At 54.5% G+C, this 22,557-nt stretch carries 18 protein-coding genes and 1 other annotated feature; of the genes, 14 read left to right on the top strand and 4 right to left on the bottom strand.

Annotation, left to right across the window (positions count from 1 at the left end; all coding sequences use genetic code 11):
- Positions 1-175: 175 nt before the first annotated feature.
- Entirely contained in the window at positions 176-3,322 is a 3,147-nt protein-coding gene (sdeY, locus tag AC2FC2_RS10570) for a multidrug efflux RND transporter permease subunit SdeY (RefSeq protein ID WP_209636498.1), read from the bottom strand.
- Between the two features lie 17 nt (positions 3,323-3,339).
- Positions 3,340-4,527, bottom strand: a complete 1,188-nt coding sequence (gene sdeX / locus AC2FC2_RS10565) for a multidrug efflux RND transporter periplasmic adaptor subunit SdeX (protein ID WP_209636496.1) — start codon at positions 4,525-4,527, stop codon at positions 3,340-3,342.
- A 142-nt stretch (positions 4,528-4,669) separates the two neighbouring features.
- Here sdeX and acrR point away from each other — a divergent pair, with 142 nt between their 5' ends.
- The 3 genes from acrR (at position 4,670) to mscK (ending at position 9,211) form a co-directional block, all read left to right on the top strand.
- Positions 4,670-5,353 carry a multidrug efflux transporter transcriptional repressor AcrR gene (gene acrR / locus AC2FC2_RS10560; RefSeq protein ID WP_209636494.1) on the top strand — a complete coding sequence of 228 codons (684 nt, stop codon included), beginning with the start codon at positions 4,670-4,672 and terminating at the stop codon, positions 5,351-5,353.
- A gap of 11 nt (positions 5,354-5,364) precedes the next feature.
- On the top strand, positions 5,365-5,718 hold the full coding sequence (locus tag AC2FC2_RS10555) for a DsrE/DsrF/TusD sulfur relay family protein (protein ID WP_209636492.1): 354 nt from the start codon (positions 5,365-5,367) through the stop codon (positions 5,716-5,718).
- A gap of 100 nt (positions 5,719-5,818) precedes the next feature.
- Positions 5,819-9,211, top strand: a complete 3,393-nt coding sequence (gene mscK, locus AC2FC2_RS10550) for a mechanosensitive channel MscK (RefSeq protein WP_490659190.1) — start codon at positions 5,819-5,821, stop codon at positions 9,209-9,211.
- A 40-nt stretch (positions 9,212-9,251) separates the two neighbouring features.
- Here mscK and rsmS read toward each other — a convergent pair whose 3' ends face one another.
- Positions 9,252-9,431: a pleiotropic regulatory protein RsmS gene (gene rsmS, locus AC2FC2_RS10545; protein ID WP_020825528.1), complete on the bottom strand. Its 180-nt coding sequence runs from the start codon at positions 9,429-9,431 to the stop codon at positions 9,252-9,254.
- A gap of 105 nt (positions 9,432-9,536) precedes the next feature.
- Positions 9,537-10,073 (bottom strand): primosomal replication protein PriC, encoded by a 537-nt coding sequence (gene priC / locus AC2FC2_RS10540; RefSeq protein WP_490659189.1) that lies wholly within the window; start codon positions 10,071-10,073, stop codon positions 9,537-9,539.
- Positions 10,074-10,224: 151 nt separating this feature from the next.
- On the opposite strand from priC, the gene AC2FC2_RS10535 reads away from it, so the two are divergent.
- The 11 genes from AC2FC2_RS10535 (at position 10,225) to hemH (ending at position 22,482) form a co-directional block, all read left to right on the top strand.
- The gene (locus AC2FC2_RS10535; RefSeq protein WP_265554556.1) at positions 10,225-10,605 is read left to right on the top strand and encodes a DUF454 family protein; all 381 of its coding nucleotides are present in this window, start codon (positions 10,225-10,227) and stop codon (positions 10,603-10,605) included.
- A gap of 192 nt (positions 10,606-10,797) precedes the next feature.
- Positions 10,798-11,349: an adenine phosphoribosyltransferase gene (gene apt, locus AC2FC2_RS10530; RefSeq protein WP_037425226.1), complete on the top strand. Its 552-nt coding sequence runs from the start codon at positions 10,798-10,800 to the stop codon at positions 11,347-11,349.
- A gap of 206 nt (positions 11,350-11,555) precedes the next feature.
- On the top strand, positions 11,556-13,508 hold the full coding sequence (dnaX, locus tag AC2FC2_RS10525; RefSeq protein WP_490659188.1) for a DNA polymerase III subunit gamma/tau: 1,953 nt from the start codon (positions 11,556-11,558) through the stop codon (positions 13,506-13,508).
- Positions 12,841-12,905: a sequence feature (DnaX frameshifting element), on the top strand. It overlaps the preceding gene by 65 nt.
- A 41-nt stretch (positions 13,509-13,549) precedes the next feature.
- On the top strand, positions 13,550-13,879 hold the full coding sequence (locus AC2FC2_RS10520; protein WP_012005575.1) for a YbaB/EbfC family nucleoid-associated protein: 330 nt from the start codon (positions 13,550-13,552) through the stop codon (positions 13,877-13,879).
- Positions 13,879-14,484 (top strand): recombination mediator RecR, encoded by a 606-nt coding sequence (recR, locus tag AC2FC2_RS10515; RefSeq protein ID WP_209636481.1) that lies wholly within the window; start codon positions 13,879-13,881, stop codon positions 14,482-14,484. Before AC2FC2_RS10520 ends, recR begins: the two co-directional genes overlap by 1 nt.
- Positions 14,485-14,696: 212 nt before the next feature.
- Entirely contained in the window at positions 14,697-16,562 is a 1,866-nt protein-coding gene (gene htpG, locus AC2FC2_RS10510; protein ID WP_209636913.1) for a molecular chaperone HtpG, read from the top strand.
- 327 nt (positions 16,563-16,889) lie between these two features.
- Positions 16,890-17,534 carry an adenylate kinase gene (gene adk, locus AC2FC2_RS10505; protein ID WP_209636911.1) on the top strand — a complete coding sequence of 215 codons (645 nt, stop codon included), beginning with the start codon at positions 16,890-16,892 and terminating at the stop codon, positions 17,532-17,534.
- Between the two features lie 163 nt (positions 17,535-17,697).
- A complete protein-coding gene (locus AC2FC2_RS10500) occupies positions 17,698-18,831 on the top strand; it encodes a sugar diacid recognition domain-containing protein (protein WP_490659187.1) in 1,134 nt (377 codons plus the stop codon).
- Between the two features lie 118 nt (positions 18,832-18,949).
- Positions 18,950-20,215 (top strand): GntP family permease, encoded by a 1,266-nt coding sequence (locus AC2FC2_RS10495; RefSeq protein WP_209636477.1) that lies wholly within the window; start codon positions 18,950-18,952, stop codon positions 20,213-20,215.
- Positions 20,216-20,224: 9 nt separating this feature from the next.
- The gene (locus AC2FC2_RS10490) at positions 20,225-21,373 is read left to right on the top strand and encodes a glycerate kinase (RefSeq protein ID WP_490659186.1); all 1,149 of its coding nucleotides are present in this window, start codon (positions 20,225-20,227) and stop codon (positions 21,371-21,373) included.
- Positions 21,374-21,519: 146 nt separating this feature from the next.
- Complete coding sequence (gene hemH, locus AC2FC2_RS10485; RefSeq protein WP_209636472.1) at positions 21,520-22,482, top strand: ferrochelatase; 963 nt, start codon at positions 21,520-21,522, stop codon at positions 22,480-22,482.
- Positions 22,483-22,557: the final 75 nt, after the last annotated feature.

Genomic DNA, 22,557 nt, shown 5'->3' with positions numbered 1-22,557 from the left:
GCTCCAATGTAATGTTATACTATAACAATAATTATGCGCTGCACGGCATCACGGATCAAGTACAAAATGCATTTGTAGATAAATTAATGAGAGTGATTTGCATTAAGCGGATGAACCAAAAGGAAAAGGCCGCATAAGCGGCCTTTGTATTCAGGGGTAAGCACTCACCGTGTTATCAGTGATGCTCGACCGGATGGCTGTGTTCCACATCCTCAGACTTCTTGCTGAAGCGGCGACGAACCACCACGAAGAAGACCGGAACAAAGAAGATGGCCAAGACGGTTGCGGTAATCATCCCGCCCATCACGCCGGTACCTACTGCGTTCTGTGCACCGGAGCCTGCACCGCTACTGATAACCAGCGGCAGTACCCCGAGGATGAAGGCCAGTGAAGTCATCAGAATTGGACGAAGACGCATACGCACCGCTTCCAACGTGGCTTCTATCAGACCTTTACCTTCTTTATCCATCAGATCCTTGGCGAATTCCACAATCAATATGGCGTTCTTCGCCGACAGACCTATAGTGGTCAACAGCCCCACCTGGAAGTACACGTCGTTGTTCAGACCGCGCATCGTCGCTGCCAACAGCGCACCGATAACCCCCAGTGGCAGAACCAGCATAACCGAGAACGGAATTGACCAGCTCTCATACAACGCTGCCAGACACAGGAACACCACCAGAATCGAGATGGCGTACAGCGCTGGGGCCTGATTACCGGACAGACGTTCCTGATAGGACATACCGGTCCAGTCGTAACCAATGCCGCTCGGCAGTTTCGAAGACAACTCTTCCATCATGTTCATTGCTTCACCGGTACTCTTACCCGGTGCAGCCTGACCCAGAATCTCCATGGAAGGCAGGCCGTTATAACGTTCCAGGCGCGGTGAGCCGTATTCCCACTTCGCGGAAGCAAAGGCGGAGAACGGAACCATCTGGCCGCTGGTGCCACGAACAAACCATTTATTGATGTCTTCTGGCAACATACGGAACGGTGCGTCAGCCTGTACGTATACTTTCTTCACACGACCGCGGTCGATGAAGTCGTTAACGTACGAACCACCCAGTGCCGTTGTCAGCGTGCTGTTAATGGTGGTGATGCTGACACCCAGCGCCTTGGCTTTCTCTTGGTCGATAATCAGCTTGAACTGCGGTGTATCTTCCAGGCCGTTTGGACGCATGCCCACCAGCAAGTCGGGATGCTTGGCTGCCATGCCCAACAGCTGGTTACGTGCTTCAGTCAGTTTTTCGTGGCCCAGGCCACCCTGATCAATCAGCTGGAAGTCGAAACCGGTCGCGGTACCCAGTTCGATAATCGCTGGCAAGTTGAACGGGAATACCAAGCCGTCTTTGATTTGCGAGAACGCACCCATGGCGCGGCCTGCAATCGCGGGCACTTTATTTTGCTCACCTTTACGTTCGGACCAGTCTTTCAAACTGACGAACGACAGACCGTTGTTCTGACCATTACCGTTAAAGCCGAAGCCCGCTACGGTAAACACAGAAACCACGTTATCTTTTTCTTTGGTCAGGAAGTAGTCTGTGACTTCTTCCAGTACCTTAGAGGTACGTGCTTCGGTCGCACCCGCTGGCAACTGCACCATGGTTAACAAAATACCCTGGTCTTCTTCCGGCAGGAACGAAGAAGGCAGACGCAGGAACAACAGCCCCATACCGACGACGATCAGCAGGTAGATCACCAGATAACGACCTGTGCTGCGCAGAATGCCCGCGATGCTGTCGGTGTAGTGGTGGGTGCTCTTTTCGAACATGCGGTTAAACCAACCGAAGAAGCCGGTTTTAACCCCGTGATCGCCCTTCGGCACCGGTTTGAGCATGGTGGCGCACAGCGCGGGTGTCAGGATCAACGCAACCAGGACTGACAGTGCCATCGCAGAAACGATAGTGATGGAGAACTGACGGTAAATGGCACCCGTTGAGCCGCCAAAGAATGCCATTGGTACGAATACCGCTGACAGCACCATAGCAATACCGACCAACGCGCCCTGGATCTGTTCCATCGATTTCTTGGTGGCTTCTTTCGGCGGGAGTCCCTCTTCGGACATCACACGCTCGACGTTCTCTACCACCACGATGGCGTCATCCACCAACAAGCCTATCGCTAGCACCATGCCGAACATCGTCAGGGTGTTTATCGAGAAGCCAAACGCCGCGAGAATAGCGAAGGTCCCCAGCAATACCACCGGTACCGCAATCGTTGGGATCAACGTTGCGCGGAAGTTCTGCAGGAACAAATACATCACCAGGAACACCAGGATGATGGCTTCGATCAGCGTTTTTACCACTTCGTTAATTGAGATTTTAACGAACGGGGTCGTGTCGTACGGGTAAACCACTTTCATCCCTTGAGGGAAGAAAGGTTGCATCTTGGTCAACGCGTCTTTAACCGCTTTCGCGGTGTTCAGGGCGTTGGCACCCGTGGCCAGTTTGATACCCAAGCCAGCAGCAGGTTTACCGTTGTAACGCGCCGTAACGGCATAGCTTTCCGCACCGCGTTCAATGTGTGCCACATCGCTCAAGCGAACCTGAGAACCGTCAGCATTCACCTTCAGTAGAATTTTACCGAACTCTTCTGGAGAGGTCAGACGGGTCTGCGCAATGATGGAGGCGTTAAGTTGTTGACCTGGCACCGGTGGCATCCCACCCAGCTGCCCTGCGGCGATCTGGTTGTTCTGCTCGGTGATGGCGGACGTCACATCCGTCGTGGTCAGTTGGAAATTGTTCAGCTTGTTCGGATCCAACCAGATACGCATGGCGTACTGGGCACCAAACAGTTGCACTTCACCTACGCCGGATGAACGGCTGATAGGGTCTTTGATGTTAGAGGCCACATAGTCCGCGATATCGTCCTGAGTCATGCTCGGATCGTCGGAAATGAAGCCGGCAACCATCAGGAAGCTGCTGCTCGATTTTTCAACTTTCAGGCCCTGCTGCTGTACTTCTTGTGGCAGCAGCGGTGTAGCCAGTGACAGTTTGTTCTGAACCTGAACCTGAGCGATATCAGGGTCGGTGCCAGAGTTAAATGTCAATGTAATGGTGACGCTACCAGAGGAGTCACTGGTGGAGGACATGTACATCAGATTATCGATACCGTTCATATTCTGTTCGATAATCTGAGTGACGGTATCCTGAACCGTTTTTGCATCCGCGCCCGGATAGTTTGCGGAAATACTGACCGCAGGTGGTGCAATAGTTGGATACTGCGCTATAGGCAGTTTCATTATTGCAAGCACCCCCGCCAACATGACGATGATGGCGATTACCCAGGCGAAAATCGGGCGATCTATAAAGAACTTAGCCATGTCTTACCGGCTCCTTTTTATGACTTCTGCGCTTCAGACTGCGGCTGCTTTTGCGCCTGAGTGTCAACTTCCTGCACTTTTACCTGAGCGCCTGGGCGGGCTTTCATTTGGCCAGTGACGATTACGCGGTCGCCGGCTTTCAAACCGTCGGTAACCAGCCATTTGTCGCCAATCGCCTGATCCGCTTTCAGCGTGCGCATTTCGACTTTGTCGTCAGCGCCCACGACCAGAGCCGTCGCTTCGCCACGTGGATTACGTGTCACACCCTGTTGTGGAACCAGCAACGCATCGCTACGCACGCCTTCATCCAGACGGGCGCGAACGAACATGCCCGGCAACAGGATATCGTTCGGGTTCGGGAACATGGCGCGAATAGTGATGGAGCCCGTGGTTTCATCAACGGTGACGTCAGAGAATTCCAGCGTGCCTTCCTGCTCGTACTGCACGCCGTTTTCCAGCAGCAGTTTCACCTTGGCTTTACCGTTTTCCTGTTTCAGCGCACCGCTGGCCAGTTCTTGCTTCAGGCGCAGGAAATCGTTGCTCGACTGCGTGACGTCAACGTACATCGGATCAAGTTGCTGCACGGTGGACAGGGCAGTGGTCTGGCCGTTAGTCACCAGCGCACCTTCAGTTACGGCAGATTTGCCGATACGCCCGGAGATCGGTGAAGTCACTTTGGTGTAAGCAAGATTGATGCGTGCGGTTTCCACTGCGGCTTTTGCAGCGACCACTGCGGCCTCTGCCTGCTGCAGTGTGGAGACAGCGGTATCGTAATCCTGCTTACTGATGTAACTGGTACCCAGCAATGGTTTATAGCGGTTTACCGTGACGCGCGCGATCGATGCGCTGGCCTGTGCTTTGGCCAAATCGCCTTTGGCACTGTCATAGCTTGCCTGATAGGTAGCAGGATCGATCTGATACAGGGAAGACCCTGCTTTGATATCACTGCCTTCAACGAAGTTGCGTTTCAGGATAATACCGCTAACCTGAGGGCGAACTTCGGCGATACGATACGCAGCGGTACGGCCAGGAAGATCGGTAGTAATGTTGAGAGGCTCTGCCTTCAACGTCACTACACCCACTTCGGGAGCCGGTGGTTGGGCGCCTTGCTGTTGGGTTTCTTTATCGTTACATCCTGTAAGCATTAAGCTGCCTGAAAGCATCAGAACTGCCGCCAGAGGCGTTAACCCTCTGTTTTTGTTCATAGAAAAACCTCAAGTGTCCGATTTCAAAATGATCAATGGATCACAAGCTTTAAAACCCATTGCTGCGTTAATTATATGTGCGTGCTATGGTACATACATACGCGAATGTATGTAAATCACACTCCCCCTAAAAAACAACGTCATGGCACGAAAAACCAAACAGCAGGCGCTAGAAACTCGGCAGCACATACTTGATGCTGCAGTGCAAGAATTCTCTGAACGTGGCGTTTCTGCAACGTCACTGACAGATATTGCCACCGCTGCTGGGGTTACGCGTGGTGCAATTTATTGGCACTTCAAGAACAAGGTAGACCTGTTTAACGAAGTTTGGGAATTATCAGAGTCGAAAATAGGCGATCTCGAACTAGAGTATCAGGCAAAGTTCCCCGAGAATCCACTGCGTATTTTACGAGAAATTCTGATTTACATTCTGACGGCTACAGTCGATGACAGCCGCCGCAGAGCCCTGATGGAAATCGTTTTCCACAAGTGCGAATTCGTGGGTGAAATGATGCCGTTGCAGGAAGCGCGTAAAGTGCTGTACCTGGCCGGTTACGAACGCATCGAGTCGGTACTGCGTGACTGCATGAGCCATGGCCAACTGCCTGCTGATTTACATACCCGCCGTGCGGCGATCATCCTGCACGCCTATATTACCGGCCTGATGGAAAATTGGCTGTTTATGCCGGAGAGCTTTGACTTGAAAGCAGAAGCCACGATGCTGATCGATTCTTTCCTCGAAATGGCTCAGTTTAGCCCCACCTTGCGTATCAAGCCGGAAGAGCTGGCGGCACTGCCGTGCAGCGTCGAAAGTCATCCTTTATAAGGAGAAGCACTATGTCATCTGTTGTGTTGATCGCCAATGGCGCCGCCTATGGCCACGAATCGTTATTTAATGCATTACGCCTGGCGATTGCGCTGAAAGAACAGCAAACCGACCTCAATCTGAAACTGTTCCTGATGTCCGATGCGGTAGTGGCGGGCCTCGCCGGGCAACAGCCGCATGAAGGCTACCATTTGCAGCAGATGCTGGAAATTCTCACAGCGCAGCAGGTGCCGGTGAAGCTGTGTAAAACCTGCGCGGATGCGCGCGGTGTCAGCCGGCTGCCGTTGGCAGATGGCGTAGAGATTGGCACGTTGGTTGAGTTGGCGCAATGGACGCTGGCGGCCGAGAAAGTGCTGACGTTCTGATCCCGGCACATCTGTACATCACCAGCAATGCTTTTCTTATTCTTTGGCTATCTGCGATCGTGATAATCTTTCTGCTTCTTTATTGATTCGAAGCTAAATCATGCATCGCAGGTTAGTTAAACGCCTTTTTTCAGCGTTACCCCCGTTCCTGGGTGTGGATCTCTACCGCACTCTTGCCCTATTTTTGCTGATCGCGGTTTGCGCGGTCTGCCAGCCCACGGCCTATGCCACACTGAATGGCGATCTGCCGTCACGCAGCGAAATTCAAAGCCAACTGGATGCGTTGAATAAGCAAAAAACGCTGACGCCGGTGAATAAACTGACCCAGCAGGATTTGACCCGCACGCTTGAACTGCTGGAGGCTATTGAACGCAGCAAACAAGATGGGGCTCAGCTTAAACAGCAGCTGCAATTGGCACCGGGTAAATTGCGGCAGGTCACTGCCGATCTGGAGGCGCTGAAAGCGCCGGTAGACAGTGCGGCTGCCAGAGCTGAACTGTTGCCGCTTTCCCTGCGACAGTTAGAAACCCGCCTCTATCAGACGCTCGACGACTTGCAGGCAGCGCAGGAAAACCTGTCGACATATAACAGCCAACTCGTTTCATTGCAGACCCAGCCAGAGCGGGTACAAAGCAGTATGTATACCGCTTCGCAACGCCTGCAGGAAATCCGCAATCAAATCAACGATCAGACGCCGGGTCAGAGCTCATTGCGCGACAGCCAGTTGGTGATGCTGGCCACTGAACAGACCTTGCTCAATGCGCAAATTGATCTGCAACGGAAAAGTCTGGAAGCCAACACCACCTTGCAGGATCTGTTGCAGAAGCAGCGTGACTACACCACCGCCCACATTGATGCTCTGGACCACAACGTGCAACTCCTGCAAGAAGTGGTCAACAGTAAGCGGTTGACGTTATCGGAAAAAACCGCAAAAGAAGCACAGAACCCGGAAGATGCCACAGACATTCAGCACAATCAGTTGGTCAGCAAAGAACTGGACGTTAACCGTCAGCTCAGTCAGCGGCTGATCGCGGCGACTGAAGAGAGCAACGTACTGTTCCAACAGAATATTCGGGTAAAGAACTGGCTCGATCGCGGCTTGCAGGCAGAGCGCAATCTGAAGGAGCAAATCCAGGTGCTCAAAGGCAGTTTGGTGCTGTCGCGTATTTTGTATCAGCAGCAACAGAGTTTGCCGCAAGGAACGCTGGTGGCTGATATGGGGACACGCATTGCCGATCTTCGCCTGGAGCAATTTGATATCAACCAGCAGCGCGACGATCTGTTCAAGGGTGATGACTACATCAATAAGTTGGTGGCAGACAGCAAAGAAAAAGCCAATGCGGACGTGCTTGATGCCTTGAATGAAATCGTCGATATGCGGCGTGAGCTGTTGGATCAGTTGAATAAACAGCTCAGTAATCAGTTGGCGCAGTCGATCAGTTTGCAGATCAATCAGCAACAGTTGACCAGCGTAAACACTTCGCTGCGAGATACGTTAACCCAGCAGATTTTCTGGGTTAACAGCAACAAGCCGGTCGATTTGGCGTGGTTGAAAGCATTGCCGGGCGCGGTCAAAGATCAAATCGCCGCGCTCGATTTCAAAATAGACCTCCGCAAAATGCTGCAGGGTGGGTTGAATTCATTAGTCATCCTTATTCCGCTGTTGCTGTTACTGGGTCTGTTACGCTGGCGCTATAAGCTGATCGACAACCATTTGCAGAAGCTGGCGAATGATGTCGGACAGTTAAAGCGCGACAGCCAATTGCATACGCCAAAAGCCATTATTTTGACCCTGCTGAAGGTATTGCCGGGATCGGCGCTACTGCTCGGCGCTGGTTTTTGGTGTTACCGCGCGGATATTGGCCTCAGCGACTTTATTTGGGCGTTGTCGCAGCAGCTAGCAATGTTCTGGCTGGTGTTCGGTTTTACCTACCGCTTATTGGCACGCGGCGGCATTAGCGAGCGGCATTTCAACTTTTCTGTTGAACTCTGCGCACACTACCGGCGTCAGACGGTGCGTTTGGGCTTGGCACTGCTGCCGCTGATCTTCTGGTCAGTGCTGGGTGAGAAAGCCCCGTTACGGCTGGTGGAAGATGTTATTGGCCAGGTCGTGGTGATGCTGACATTGGCGCTGTTAGCCGTGCTGGTGTTCCCAATGTGTCGCGACAGTTGGCGTGAGAAAGGCTCACATGCGGTGCGGTTGGTGATCGTCACCGCTATTGCAGCGACGCCGCTAATCTTGCTCGGGTTGATGTTCGCCGGTTACTTCTACACCACACTGCGTCTGGCTGGCCGCTGGATCGACAGCCTCTACTTATTCTTCCTGTGGAACATTGTTTATCTGACCGCTATTCGCGGTTTGAGCGTTGCGGCGCGGCGGCTGGCATACCGGCGTGCGTTGGCTCGACGCCAGAGTTTGGCGAAGGAGAAAGAGGGGGCCGAAGGGGTCGAGCCGGTCGAAGAGCCGCCTTTGGCGCTGGATCAGATCAACGAACAGTCGTTGCGTCTGACCACAATGGCGCTATTTATTATCTTCGCCAGCGCCTTGTACGGTATTTGGTCGGATCTGGTGACGGTAATATCGTATCTGGACAGCATCACGCTCTGGCATTATACCGCGACTGTTGCCGGCAGCAGCGTGGCGCAGGCGGTGACGCTGGGCAACATGATGGTCGCGATAGCTGCGGTGATCGTCGCCTACGTCATGACCCGCAACTTACCTGGCTTACTGGAGGTAGTGGTGTTGTCGCGGTTGCAGTTGCGGCAGGGGACGTCTTACGCTGTTACCACCATACTGACTTATCTGATTACCACCGTGGGTGCCGTGACCGCACTCGGATCGCTGGGTGTCTCTTGGGATAAGTTGCAATGGTTGGCTGCGGGCTTAACGGTGGGGTTAGGGTTCGGTCTGCAGGAGATTTTCGCCAACTTTGTCTCTGGTTTGATCATCCTGTTCGAACGGCCGATCCGCATCGGCGATACCATTACTATCGGGAGTTTCTCAGGCTCGGTCAGCAAAATTCGCATTCGCGCCACAACCATCACCGACTTTGACCGCAAGGAGGTGATCATCCCGAACAAAGCCTTTGTGACCGAGCGGTTAATCAACTGGTCACTGTCAGACACCATCACCCGCGTATTGATCAAAGTGGGTGTGGCCTATGGTTCAGATCTGGATAAGGTGAAAGCTGTGCTGTTAAAAGCGGCGCATGACAATCCACGGGTAATGACCGATCCAGAACCGCAGGTGTTCTTCCTTAATTTTGGCGCCAGCACGCTGGATCATGAACTGCGCCTTTATGTGCGGGAATTGCGTGACCGCAGCTATACCGTTGATGAACTGAACCGTTCGATCGAACGCCTATGTCGTGAGAACGACATCAATATTGCCTTCAACCAGCTTGAGGTGTACTTGCACAATCAGCAGGGCAATGAAGTGCAGGAGGTCAAACGGACGCTATCACCGGGGGAAGGTGGAGTATCGGCAGGGTAGTGGGATGAGAATCAAGGGTTCAGCGCAGGCTGAACCCTTTTTACTGCCCGACGGGCAGGTAGGGAGAGGTCACGCCATTGCGTTGCAGCTTTTCCTGGTAATCCCGTTTGACGATATCCAACGCCGCCAGTGCGGTGGCTGGATCGATTTCATTGCATTCCAACAGGTAAATCAGGTCTACCGCCAGTTGCAGTTCTGGAGAGGCATTTTCTAGAGACATAAAACCCACGTTTAATTGAGATGAATGAGTGATGCTTCGCTTCGGCTGAGTATAGTGAACAAGATCCTCAGAGGGGAATAATCATTAAAATATTGTGATAAATCTTCAAAAACCGTTTTCTTTGCGCTCAATACTGCGTTCAATGCGTGCCAACGCTTGGCGACAACGCATCAAGCGACCTTCCAGCGCCGCGAGTTCATGCTGTAATTTTTGCTGTGCGGCCAACGTCGTTTGTCTTCCTAAAAGACTTTCCCGATCTTGAATCATTGCAATGATTCGGCGCTCATAATCCTGATGCTCAGCCAGCTTGTGGTACAAATCGACTGCCGCCACTTCCTTGGGTTGATTCTTGCGGCGCAGTGCCTGAGTCGCCAGTTCACGCTGTAGAGCGGTGATCTGCGCCACCAGCCGCTCGGCCAAGAAGGCAACCTGCGTCGTGCGATTGTCGTTGGCTGCGGTCTGCAATTGCGTAAAATTCTTTTGCACTTCCGTCAGGTAATCGCGCAGACGCGTGCCGCGATTGGCAAACAACGCTGTGTCAAAGCGTGCCTGCGGAGTGGGGGCATCACCGCGCGGTGTGATTTCACCGGCGAGTACGGTGATCTGTTGTTCTAACACCTGTAAAAGACGCTGAGTGCTCACGTTGGCTCCATGACAATGAGATTGGGTTCAGCTTGCCCGCGATCACGCCGTGAAACAAGCGTCACGCGCATATTCCGGCTGCAGTGGCTGGCGATGCGGCAGATGCCGGTGGTAAAGTAGGCGGCAACAGGATGAAGCACTAAGGGGTGGCATGACGCGTTGGTTATTGATTGTCCTCGGTTGGCTGGCGGTGGTGTTGGCAACGCTGGGCGTGGTATTGCCGTTGTTACCGACGACGCCGTTCCTGTTGCTGGCCGCTTGGTGTTTTGCACGTTCGTCGCCGCGATTCCATTCTTGGTTGCTGTACCGTTCATGGTTCGGGCCTTACCTGCGTCATTGGCAGCAGCATCGCGCATTGCCGCCGGGGGCGAAATGGAAGGCCGTGTTGGTGATTGTGCTGACTTTTTCGGTTTCGCTGTGGTTGGTTAAAATCTGGTGGGTTCGTGGATTATTGTTATTGATGTTGGCCATTCTGCTGGCCTTTATGCTGCGTCTACCTGTTGTTGACCTGTCGCAACAAAAACAGCGCTGATTATGGCTTATGATGGCCAGTAGCTTTTCGGCTGCAGCTTGAAAGATGCAGGCGACAGTTGCATTTGTCCGCCAGTTTGCATAGATTTGGGCGTTTTCGTGCGCGGGGTGCTCCCCTTTTCCTGTTTATCGCGGGATTGGGTTTAAGACGACCTGCGCGCAAGTCATTAGGCAGTTTTATCAGGCAATAATTATGACCGCTACTGCGCAGCAGCTTCAGTTTATTAAAGACAGTATCAAAACCATCCCGGATTACCCTAAGCCGGGCATACTGTTCCGTGACGTCACCAGCCTGCTGGAAAACCCGCTGGCCTATGCTGCCAGTATTGAATTGCTGGTTGAGCGCTTCCGCGAAGCGGGCGTCACCAAAGTGGTGGGTACCGAAGCGCGTGGCTTCCTGTTTGGCGCTCCTGTTGCGTTGGCGCTGGGCGTGGGGTTTGTGCCCGTACGCAAACCAGGCAAGCTACCGCGTGCGACCCTCAGCGAAAGCTATGAGCTGGAATACGGTACTGACAAGCTGGAAATCCACACCGATGCTATCAACGCAGGTGATAAAGTGCTGGTGGTTGACGATCTGCTGGCGACAGGTGGCACCATTGAGGCAACGGCAAAACTGATCCGCCGCCTGGGTGGTGAAGTTAAAGACGCAGCATTCATTATCAACCTGCCGGATCTTGGTGGTGAAGCGCGTTTGAATGGCTTGGGTATCGAATGCTACAGCCTGGTCAATTTCGCCGGCCACTGATCTAAAATAGATATCCCCGAAAGATTTCGTGTCACCGTCAGGCGGCAAGCGCGTGAGTTCCAAGCGCTTACTCAAGTAAGCGACTGGAGTGAGGCCTGAAGCTAACAACGCGATGGCACGAAAGATGAAGGGGATAAACGGTCTCGCGGATCGGCGCGGGCCTGTGTTAGCATGACCCTCCAGATTACTCGACTTTTCCGGTATTAATGAGCTATCAGGTTCTTGCCCGTAAGTGGCGCCCTCAAACGTTTGCAGATGTTGTCGGACAGGAACACGTCCTGACTGCGCTGGCTAACGGCCTCTCGCTGGGGCGGATTCATCACGCCTATCTGTTCTCGGGAACGCGTGGCGTGGGTAAAACCACCATTGCGCGCCTGCTGGCCAAAGGCCTGAACTGTGAAACCGGCATCACCGCCACGCCGTGCGGCCAATGCGATAACTGCCGCGAGATTGAGCAGGGGCGTTTTGTCGATCTGATCGAGATTGATGCCGCGTCCAGAACCAAGGTGGAAGATACCCGCGATCTGCTCGATAACGTCCAGTATGCGCCCGCTCGTGGTCGCTTCAAGGTCTACCTGATTGACGAAGTGCACATGCTCTCGCGCCACAGCTTTAATGCGCTGTTGAAAACGCTGGAAGAGCCGCCTGCGCATGTCAAATTCCTGCTGGCAACCACAGATCCGCAAAAGTTGCCGGTGACCATTCTGTCACGTTGCCTGCAATTCCATCTCAAGGCGTTGGATGTCGATCAGATCCGCAGCCAGTTGGAAACGGTACTGCAGGCAGAACATATCACCAGCGATCAGCGTGCATTGCAGCTTTTAGCGCGCGCCGCTGACGGCAGCATGCGCGATGCATTGAGCCTCACTGACCAGGCGATTGCCATGGGGCAGGGGCAGGTAACCACCGCTACGGTCAGCCAGATGCTTGGCACACTCGACGACGAACAGCCACTGGCTATTCTCGAAGCGTTGGTGAGCGCCGATGGTGAAAAGGTGATGGCACAAGTCGCACAGGCCGCTTCGCGCGGGGTCGATTGGGAGAATTTGCTCGTCGAAACCCTGGCGTTGCTGCACCGTATCGCGATGGTGCAACTGCTGCCATCAGTGCTGGACAACCATTACGCCGCTATCGAACAGCGGCTGCGTGAGTTAGCGCGTACTTTGCCGCCGACTGACGTGCAACTTTATTACCAAACGCTGCTGGTCGGGCGTAAAGAGCTGGCTTTTGCACCGGATCGCCGTATGGGGGTTGAAATGACCTTACTGCGTGCGCTGGCGTTTCACCCGAAAGCGGTGATCCCAGAGCCGGTGGCAATGGTGCAGACGGCACCCGTGCAACTGGTACAGCCGCAGTCTCAACTGGCTCAGGCACCACAGTTTCAGGATGCGCCGCCGCCGTTAGGGCAGGCTGCACCACAGACCAATCAATCGGCAAATCTACCGGATGCCACCGCGCAATTATTAAAGGCGCGAACCCAACTGTTACGGCAGCAGGGAGCATCCACACCAAAAAAGAGTGAGCCGGCAGCGCCAGGAAAAGCGCGGCCGGCAAACTCAGCACTGGAGCGGTTAGCTTCCGTGACTGAGCGCAGCCAGCAGCGCCAGGCGGAAAAGCTCGTAAATGAAAAACCGGCCAAGCCGGAAGCTTATCGCTGGCGTGCACTGACCGAGCCAGAGGCCGAACCTGAGCCGCTGGCGACGCCAAAAGCGCTGCGCACCGCGCTTGAGCATGAGAAAACGCCCGAACTGTCAGCTAAGCTGGTGGTTGAGTCGCTGGAGCGCGATGCCTGGGCAGCGGAAATCGATAAGCTAAAAATTCCGAAACTGGTACAGCAACTGGCATTAAACGCGGTTAAACAACGGCTGGAACCGGGTAAGATTTGTCTCCATCTGCGGTCGTCACAGCGTCATCTGAACTCGCCTTCGGCGCAGAAGGTGCTGGCGGATGCGCTCAGCGAGCTGTATGGCAGCCCGGTTGAGTTGACCGTGGTGGAAGACGATAATCCGGCGGAGCGGACTCCGCTGGAGTGGCGACAAGCCATTTATGAAGAAAAACTGGCGCAGGCGCGTCAGTCGATCGTTGCGGATACCAATATCCAGACGCTGCGTCGTTTTTTTGACGCGGATCTGGATGAAGAGAGTATTCGCCCCATTTAAACGCCGCGTAAAGTGCGCGGCCCTAGCGACGAGAGACGACTATGTTTGGTAAAGGCGGTCTGGGCAACCTGATGAAGCAGGCCCAGCAAATGCAAGAAAAAATGCAGCAGATGCAGGAAGAAGTCGCCAAATTGGAAGTGACGGGTGAATCTGGTGCTGGCCTGGTGAAAGTCACCATCAATGGCGCGCACAACTGCCGTCGTGTGGAGATCGATCCGAGCCTGATGGAAGACGACAAAGATATGCTGGAAGATCTGATCGCGGCAGCAATCAACGATGCTGCACGCCGTATCGACGAAACCCAGAAAGAGAAGATGGCATCTGTATCCAATGGCATGCAACTGCCGCCTGGCTTTAAGATGCCGTTCTGATGCAAACCAGCCCGCTCCTTGAAACACTGATGGAGGCGTTGCGTTGCCTGCCGGGCGTAGGCCCTAAATCGGCGCAGCGTATGGCATTCCAGCTGTTGCAGCGCGATCGCAGCGGCGGAATGCGCCTGGCGCAGGCGCTGACCCGTGCCATGTCGGAAATTGGCCATTGTGCCGATTGCCGCACGTTCACCGAGCAAGATATTTGCACCATCTGCGCCAATCCGCGCCGTCAACAAAACGGCCAGATCTGTGTGGTGGAAAGCCCGGCTGATATTCACGCCATTGAGCAGACCGGCCAGTTCGCCGGCCGCTACTTTGTGCTGATGGGCCATTTGTCGCCGATGGACGGCATTGGGCCTGGCGATATTGGTTTGGACAGGCTGGAGCAACGGCTGGAAAAAGAAAGCATTACCGAAGTGATCCTGGCCACCAACCCGACGGTGGAGGGCGAGGCGACCGCCAACTATATTGCCGAAATGTGTGGTCAGTATGGTGTGGTTGCCAGCCGCATAGCCCACGGCGTGCCGGTGGGTGGCGAACTTGAGATGGTTGACGGCACCACGCTGTCACATTCATTGGCAGGTCGCCACGTCATTAAGTATTGATGTTTTCCTCTGACGGGGCTATCTGGCCCCGCCAGTTATTCTGCAAAAATTTCCCGCCAGTCGCTTGAAAAACAACACCCTTATCCCCACTTGATCCTCATTGTCCGCTTTTATTAGTTATACCCTATGAATTTCAAATTGCAGCGAGTGCAGGTAGCAACGCTGTGGCTTGAAAGGCGACGGGTAAATTGTCTTTGAGGTAATCAATGAGTATGAAAGGTCAAGAAACCCGTGGTTTCCAGTCTGAAGTAAAACAACTGCTTCATTTGATGATTCATTCGCTGTACTCCAATAAAGAAATTTTCCTGCGCGAGCTGATCTCCAATGCCTCAGACGCCGCCGACAAACTGCGTTTCCGCGCGTTGTCTACGCCTGAGCTGTATGAAGGTGACGGCGAGCTGCGCGTACGCCTGTCCTTCGATAAAGACAAGCGTACGCTGACCATTGCTGATAACGGCATTGGTATGAGCCGTGAAGAAGTGATTGAGAACCTCGGCACTATTGCCAAATCAGGTACCAAGGCCTTCCTGGAGTCTATCGGCTCTGATCAGGCTAAAGACAGCCAACTGATCGGTCAGTTCGGCGTGGGCTTCTACTCCGCGTTCATCGTGGCGGATAAAGTGACCGTGCGCACCCGCGCTGCCGGCGCCGCGGCCGATCAGGGCGTGTTCTGGGAGTCCGTTGGTGAAGGTGATTACACCATCGCTGACATTAGCAAAGAAGATCGCGGAACTGAGATCACCCTGCATCTGCGCGAAGGCGAAGATGAATATCTCGATGCCTGGCGTCTGCGTTCGGTGATCGGCAAATACTCTGATCACATCGCACTGCCTGTTGAGATTGAAACCAAAAACGAAGAAGACGGCACCGTTACCTGGGAAAAAATCAACAAAGCGCAGGCTTTGTGGACCCGCAGCAAGGCTGACGTTACCGACGAAGAATACAAAGAATTCTACAAGCATATCGCGCACGACTTTACCGATCCGCTGAGCTGGAGCCATAACCGGGTTGAAGGTAAGCAGGAATACACCAGCCTGCTGTATATCCCGGCACAGGCACCTTGGGATATGTGGAACCGCGATCACAAGCACGGTTTGAAGCTGTATGTGCAGCGCGTATTCATCATGGATGACGCCGAGCAGTTCATGCCGAATTACCTGCGTTTTGTGCGTGGTTTGATAGATTCCAACGATCTGCCGCTGAACGTTTCGCGTGAAATTCTGCAAGACAGCCGCGTGACGCAAAACCTGCGCGGTGCGTTGACCAAGCGCGTATTGCAGATGTTGGAAAAGCTGGCTAAAGACGATGCCGAGGGCTACCAAAAGTTCTGGCAGCAGTTCGGTCTGGTGTTGAAAGAGGGTCCAGCGGAAGATGGCGGCAACAAAGAAGCCATTGCCAAACTGCTGCGTTTTGCTTCCACTCACGGCGACAGCTCGGCGCAAACCGTTTCGCTGGATGAATACGTTGGCCGGATGGCGGAAGGGCAGGAGAAGATCTATTACATCACTGCTGACAGCTATGCTGCCGCCAAGAGCAGCCCGCACCTGGAGCTGTTCCGTAAGAAAGGCATCGAAGTACTGCTGCTGTCCGATCGCATTGACGAATGGATGATGAGCTACCTGACCGAGTTTGACGGTAAGCCGTTCCAGTCGGTCAGCAAGGCGGACGAGGCGTTGGACAAGCTGGCGGATGAAACCGAAGAGCAGAAGGCCGCTGAGAAGCAGTTGGAGCCGTTTGTTGATCGCGTGAAAACGCTGCTGGGGGATCGTGTGAAGGATGTGCGCCTGACGCACCGCCTGACGGATACGCCGGCTATCGTGATCACCGATGCCGACGAAATGAGCACCCAGATGGCGAAACTGTTTGCCGCTGCCGGCCAGGAAGCACCGGCCGTAAAATACATTTTCGAACTGAATCCGGAGCATGCACTGGTCAAACGCGCATCCGACGTGGGTGATAACGAACAATTCGCTGAATGGATTGACCTGTTACTGGATCAGGCGCTGCTGGCTGAACGTGGCACACTGGAAGATCCAAACCAGTTTATTCGCCGCATGAATAAGCTGTTGTCCGCATAATTCCGATTGTATACGCCCCTGGCCTGCGTGTTAGGGGCGTATTTTTTTGTTTTATCACTGATTTTCCGCGTTTTATCCTCTGTTTTACGCCCTGTGTTCCGCAATCGATTTCCTCGCGTATCTTGAGCCAGCCCCCCCTGAAATGGTATGGTTGAGCGTTTTCGCAATTTTATAAAAACTTAATACCCAAAAGATTTCAATTTGCGGCCAGGCGGCAAGCGCGTGAGACCCGGGAGCTTACTTTGGTAAGTGGCTGGGATGAGTGTGCGCAGCCAACAACGCTGCGGTTTGAAAGACGAAGGGAATAATAGCAAGGGGATTTACGCAATGCGTATCATTCTGCTGGGCGCTCCGGGCGCTGGTAAAGGTACTCAGGCTCAATTCATCATGGAGAAATACGGTATTCCGCAAATCTCTACTGGTGATATGTTGCGCGCAGCCGTGAAGGCCGGCAGTGAACTGGGCAAGCAGGCGAAAGAGATCATGGACGCCGGCAAGCTGGTGACCGATGAACTGGTAATTGCACTGGTTAAAGAACGCATCACCCAGGAAGATTGCCGTAATGGCTTCCTGCTTGACGGTTTCCCACGCACTATTCCACAGGCTGACGCGATGAAAGAAGCCGGTATCAACGTGGATTACGTGCTGGAATTTGACGTGCCAGACGAACTGATCGTTGATCGTATCGTGGGTCGTCGCGTACATGCGCCTTCTGGCCGCGTGTATCACGTTAAATTCAATCCGCCGCAGGTGGAAGGTAAAGATGACGTGACCGGTGAAGAGCTGACGACACGTAAAGACGATCAGGAAGAAACCGTACGTAAACGTCTGGTGGAATATCATCAGATGACTGCACCACTGATTTCCTATTACAGCAAAGAAGCTGCAGCAGGTAACACCCAATACCGTAAAATCGACGGCACCCGTAAAGTGACCGAAGTGAGCGCAGAACTGGCGACCATCCTCGGCTGATCGGTTTTTATTGCTGTGCGTAACGCCAGGCCTTAGGCCTGGCGTTTTTTTTGTCTTTTGCCGCCGAAGTGTGATCGCTACGGCTTGTTGCGGCACCGATCTTTAATAACGCCGGGAAAATGGCGTATAACTGCCAGCATTTCCATGCATAGCAGGAGCCGGTATGCACAGACCCACTAATTTGCTGGCAGAATCCACCGCACGCCAGATCGTGCAGCGGGCGATGGGCATCATCAATCATTCCGTCAACGTGATGGACAGCAATGGTGTCATCATTGCTTCCGGCAATCCCTCACGACTGTTTCAACGCCATGAAGGCGCAGTGTTGGCACTGACAGAGGATCGCGTGGTGGAAATCGATGCGGTGACCGCTACGCATTTGAAAGGTGTTCGGCCCGGCATCAACCTGCCATTCAGTTTTCGTCGCCAGCAGGTGGGAGTGATCGGCATTTCCGGTGAGCCGGCACAGGTGCGTGCCTATGCCGAGTTGGTGAAAATGGCGGCGGAGCTGATGGTGGAGCAGGCGGCTTTGCTGGATCAAAACCAGTGGGAAAAACGCTACCGCGAGGAACTGGCGAATCAGTTACTGCAACCGCAACCGGCATCGGCCTCACTGGAGGCGATGGCTGCCTATTTGGGGTTGGATCTGCAACAACCGCGTATTGTCTGGATAGTTGAATTGCAGGATCCCCAGCCGCATTTTCTGCGTGAACTGCTGGCAGAGTTGGAACACACCCAACGTGAAGCACTGATCGCAATGACGGGCTTCAATGAAATGATCCTGCTGCGGCCTGCCTGCCTGGTGCAAGGCAAATGGAGTTTGAAACAGGAGCGCAAGCAGGCTCAGCAGTTGCAGGCACAGCTTCAATCGCGCTTTAACCTGCGCCTGATCATCGGCGGTTTTTTTAACGGTGAATCGGGGCTGCATCGTTCAAATCTGACGGCACGCGCTACGCAGGCGATGGCGCAGCGACTGAAGTTGCGCCATAAAACGCTGTTCTATCAAGATTTTCCGTTGCCCTCGTTACTGTGTGACTTAGGTGAGGATTGGCGTGCCCAGGAGCTTTCTCGGCCTTGGCAGGTATTAGGTGCCAGCGATGAAAAAGGGGTATTGCGTAGCACCCTGCGGCACTATTTTTCGCGGAATTGTGATCAGACGCAGACCGCCGCCGAACTTCATATTCACGTCAATACACTCCGCTACCGCCTGCAGCGCATTGAGGCTATTACGGGGCTAAAAATCAATCAGTTAACTGATGCATTGCAGTTGTATATCGGCATGTTGATGCACGACTGAATTGTGTAAAGCCACAACTTTGTGGCGGACAGCCGCGCACGTTTTTGTGGCTTTCTCTCACGCTAAAGCCTGAGGCTCAGGATATGTTTTCCCCACACCAACAACGGGGAAAATAATAATGACAACGGTATCCACGCTTGGGGCACTGGTCGCATTGATCGTCGCTATTGTCCTGATTCTACGCAAGGTCCCACCTGCCTACGGCATGATTGCCGGTGCATTGGCCGGTGGGTTATGCGGCGGCGCCGATCTGGTGCAGACCGTGACACTGATGATTACCGGTGCTCAGGGCATCACCAATGCCGTGATGCGCATTCTGGCGGCCGGTGTGCTGGCCGGGGTGCTGATTGAGTCCGGTGCGGCACACACGATTGCTGAAACTATCGTTCGTAAAGTTGGAGAAACCCGCGCGCTGCTGGCCCTGGCGGTGGCTACACTGATCCTGACTGCGGTCGGCGTATTTATCGACGTAGCGGTGATCACTGTGGCACCCATCGCACTTTCAATCGCTCAAAAGGCCGGAATATCACGCGCCGCCATTTTGCTGGCGATGATCGGGGGGGGTAAGGCCGGTAACGTGATGTCGCCAAATCCAAACACCATTGCGGCTGCCGACAACTTCCACGTACCGCTGACCTCTGTGATGATGGCCGGTATCGTGCCTGGCCTGTGCGGATTGGTGGTGGCTTATCTGCTTGCCCGGCGTTTGAGTAACAAGGGTGACAAGGTGATGGCGGAGGAGTTGACTCAACATGCCGAAGGGTCTCGCCCGGGCTTTGCGGCGGCGATCAGTGCGCCGTTGGTTGCCATTGTATTGCTGTCGTTACGTCCCATTGCGGGCATCGCCATTGATCCGCTGATTGCGCTGCCGGCCGGGGGGCTGGTGGGGGCATTGCTGATGGGCCGAATCCGCCAGTGCAATCAGTTTATGGTTTCTGGGCTGTCCCGTATGGCTCCAGTGGCAATTATGCTGCTCGGTACCGGCACGCTGGCCGGTATTATCGCCAACTCGGCGCTGAAGGATGCATTGATTAACGGCCTGACCCACACCGGTATGCCGGCCTGGCTGCTTGCGCCGCTGTCTGGGGCACTGATGTCGATGGCGACTGCGTCGACGACGGCGGGTACCGCGGTGGCATCTGGCGTATTCAGCAGCACATTACTGGAACTGGGCGTCAGTGGTCTGGCTGGGGCGGCGATGATCCATGCCGGTGCGACAGTGCTGGACCATCTGCCACACGGCAGTTTCTTCCACGCCACAGGTGGCAGCGTCAATATGGCGGTGCATCAGCGGTTGAAATTGTTGCCGTATGAAACCTTGATCGGCTTCACTATTGCAACCGTCTCGGCGTTGATGTTTGGCGTATTTAATCTGGCGGGATAAGGAATACTGATGAAAACGCTGAAAAAAGTGGTTATTGCCCCGGACTCGTTTAAAGAGAGCCTGAGCGCGCTGGAGGTGGCCGAGGCGATTGAGCGTGGGTTCCGCCAAGTCTACCCACAGGTGCAGTATGTAAAGCTGCCGATGGCAGACGGCGGTGAAGGTACGGTGGATTCAATGGTCGCCGCTACCGACGGGGAAATCGTCAGGGTTGAGGTTACGGGGCCGTTGGGCCAACCGGTACAGGCTTTTTACGGGTTGCTGGGGGATGAGGAAACCGCCGTTATTGAGATGGCTGCGGCCTCTGGCCTGCACCTGGCACCCAAAGCGCAGCGTGATCCACGGATCACCACCAGCTACGGTACCGGTGAACTGATACTGGCAGCGCTAGAACGCGGTGTGAAGGCGATTATTCTTGGCATCGGCGGCAGTGCCACTAACGACGGTGGCGCCGGTATGATGCAGGCGCTGGGTGCCAAGCTGCTGGATGATCAACAAAATCTATTGCTACCGGGCGGCGCGGCACTGGCGCAGCTGGCGCATATCGATCTTTCAGCCATGGATCCACGTTTGCAGCAGGTCAGTGTGACCGCGGCCTGTGATGTAGATAATCCGCTGTGTGGTGCGCATGGGGCCTCTGCAGTGTTTGGCCCGCAAAAGGGGGCAACACCAGAAATGGTTGCGCAGTTGGACGCGGCGCTGCGTCATTACGGCACCTTGCTGGAGCAAGCAACCGGCCGTGAGGTGATCAATATGCCGGGGGCCGGTGCGGCGGGCGGCATGGGGGCCGCATTGCTTGGTATGCTCAACGCCAGGCTGCGACCGGGCATCGAGATCGTGATTGAAACCTTGGGGCTGGACGAGGCATTGCGCGATGCCGATCTGGTGATCACCGGCGAAGGGCGGCTCGATAGCCAATCAATCCACGGTAAAACGCCGATTGGCGTTGCGAGGGTAGCCAAGCGTTATGGTTTGCCGGTGATCGGCATTGCCGGCAGCCTGTCGAAAGATTATCAGGTGGTGCACCAACATGGCATTGACGCGGCCTTTTCGGTGCTCGATCGTGTCGTCTCGTTAGAGGACGCATTGGCGGAGGCGGCCAATAACCTGGAAGTCACTGCGCGTAATGTAGCCGCCGTCTGGCGCTTGGCACAGGGCTAACTGCCATTCCCTTTATCATGGGCAACGCCTGTTGCTGATATCGGTTCCGACGAGGCGCTTTTCCGTTACAATAGGCGCCATTAATCGACGTTAACCCCCTGACCCAGAACGGGGGGTTAGCTTGCAAGGAATCAAGGGGAACTGAGATGAAGCAAGAGAAACACGGGGTATTGCTGGTGAACCTGGGCACGCCGGATGCTCCGACCTCGTCGGCGGTAAAACGCTATCTGAAGGAATTCCTCAGTGACGACCGCGTTGTGGATACCGCCCCACTGATCTGGTGGCCGATCCTCAACGGTGCGATCCTGCCAATCCGTTCGCCGCGGGTGGCAAAGCTGTATAAGTCGGTCTGGATGGACGAAGGCTCGCCATTGCTGGTCTACAGCCGTCGTCAGCAGCGTGCGCTGGCCGCTCGTATGCCAAATACGCCGGTTGAATTGGGCATGAGCTACGGCTCACCGAGCCTTGGGGAGTCGATAGACAAGCTGTTGGCGCAGGGGGTAACCAATCTGGTGGTGCTGCCGTTATACCCGCAATACTCCTGTTCCACCAGTGCAGCGGTATGGGACGGCGTGGCCCGCATATTGAAGGGATACCGTCGCCTGCCGTCGATCAGCTTCATCCGCGACTATGCCGAACACCCGGCCTACATTTCTGCTTTGCGTGAAAGCGTTGAACGCTCGTTCGCCGAGCATGGTCAACCGGATCGTTTAGTGCTGTCGTTTCACGGTATTCCCAAGCGCTATGCGCGCCTGGGCGACGATTACCCGCAGCGTTGCGAAGACACTTTGCGCGCGCTGACGGCCACCTTACCGCTGGCGCCGGATCGGGTAATGATGACCTACCAGTCGCGCTTTGGTCGCGAGCCCTGGTTGACGCCTTATACCGATGAAACGCTCAAGAGCTTACCCGCGCAGGGCGTTAAGCATATTCAGCTTATCTGTCCCGGTTTCTCGGCGGACTGTCTGGAAACGCTGGAGGAGATCAAGGAACAAAACCGCGAGATCTTCCTTCATGCCGGCGGTGAGAAGTTCGAGTATATCTCTGCGCTGAACGACGATCCGGCGCATATTGATATGATGCAGCAACTGGTGGCACAGCGCTTCTGATCCTCAATGCGCAAAATGGTGACAGCCATCATCAATCGGGCAGGAATGTGCTAACATTCTCTGCCTGTTAACTGC

Source organism: Serratia sp. CoH_122_TC_1, assembly GCF_058191755.1.
Note: the sequence above shows the minus strand (reverse complement) of the source record. Positions and strands in the feature narration are given on the sequence as shown.

Coding starts and splice junctions, on each gene's coding strand:
- dnaX (WP_490659188.1), top strand. CDS start 11,556: ATGAGCTATCAGGTTCTTGCCCGTAAGTGGCGCCCTCAAACGTTTGCA.
- sdeX (WP_209636496.1), bottom strand. CDS start 4,527: ATGAACAAAAACAGAGGGTTAACGCCTCTGGCGGCAGTTCTGATGCTT.
- htpG (WP_209636913.1), top strand. CDS start 14,697: ATGAAAGGTCAAGAAACCCGTGGTTTCCAGTCTGAAGTAAAACAACTG.
- AC2FC2_RS10490 (WP_490659186.1), top strand. CDS start 20,225: ATGAAAACGCTGAAAAAAGTGGTTATTGCCCCGGACTCGTTTAAAGAG.
- sdeY (WP_209636498.1), bottom strand. CDS start 3,322: ATGGCTAAGTTCTTTATAGATCGCCCGATTTTCGCCTGGGTAATCGCC.
- rsmS (WP_020825528.1), bottom strand. CDS start 9,431: ATGTCTCTAGAAAATGCCTCTCCAGAACTGCAACTGGCGGTAGACCTG.
- mscK (WP_490659190.1), top strand. CDS start 5,819: ATGCATCGCAGGTTAGTTAAACGCCTTTTTTCAGCGTTACCCCCGTTC.
- AC2FC2_RS10555 (WP_209636492.1), top strand. CDS start 5,365: ATGTCATCTGTTGTGTTGATCGCCAATGGCGCCGCCTATGGCCACGAA.
- apt (WP_037425226.1), top strand. CDS start 10,798: ATGACCGCTACTGCGCAGCAGCTTCAGTTTATTAAAGACAGTATCAAA.
- AC2FC2_RS10520 (WP_012005575.1), top strand. CDS start 13,550: ATGTTTGGTAAAGGCGGTCTGGGCAACCTGATGAAGCAGGCCCAGCAA.
- adk (WP_209636911.1), top strand. CDS start 16,890: ATGCGTATCATTCTGCTGGGCGCTCCGGGCGCTGGTAAAGGTACTCAG.
- recR (WP_209636481.1), top strand. CDS start 13,879: ATGCAAACCAGCCCGCTCCTTGAAACACTGATGGAGGCGTTGCGTTGC.
- acrR (WP_209636494.1), top strand. CDS start 4,670: ATGGCACGAAAAACCAAACAGCAGGCGCTAGAAACTCGGCAGCACATA.
- AC2FC2_RS10500 (WP_490659187.1), top strand. CDS start 17,698: ATGCACAGACCCACTAATTTGCTGGCAGAATCCACCGCACGCCAGATC.
- AC2FC2_RS10495 (WP_209636477.1), top strand. CDS start 18,950: ATGACAACGGTATCCACGCTTGGGGCACTGGTCGCATTGATCGTCGCT.
- hemH (WP_209636472.1), top strand. CDS start 21,520: ATGAAGCAAGAGAAACACGGGGTATTGCTGGTGAACCTGGGCACGCCG.
- AC2FC2_RS10535 (WP_265554556.1), top strand. CDS start 10,225: ATGACGCGTTGGTTATTGATTGTCCTCGGTTGGCTGGCGGTGGTGTTG.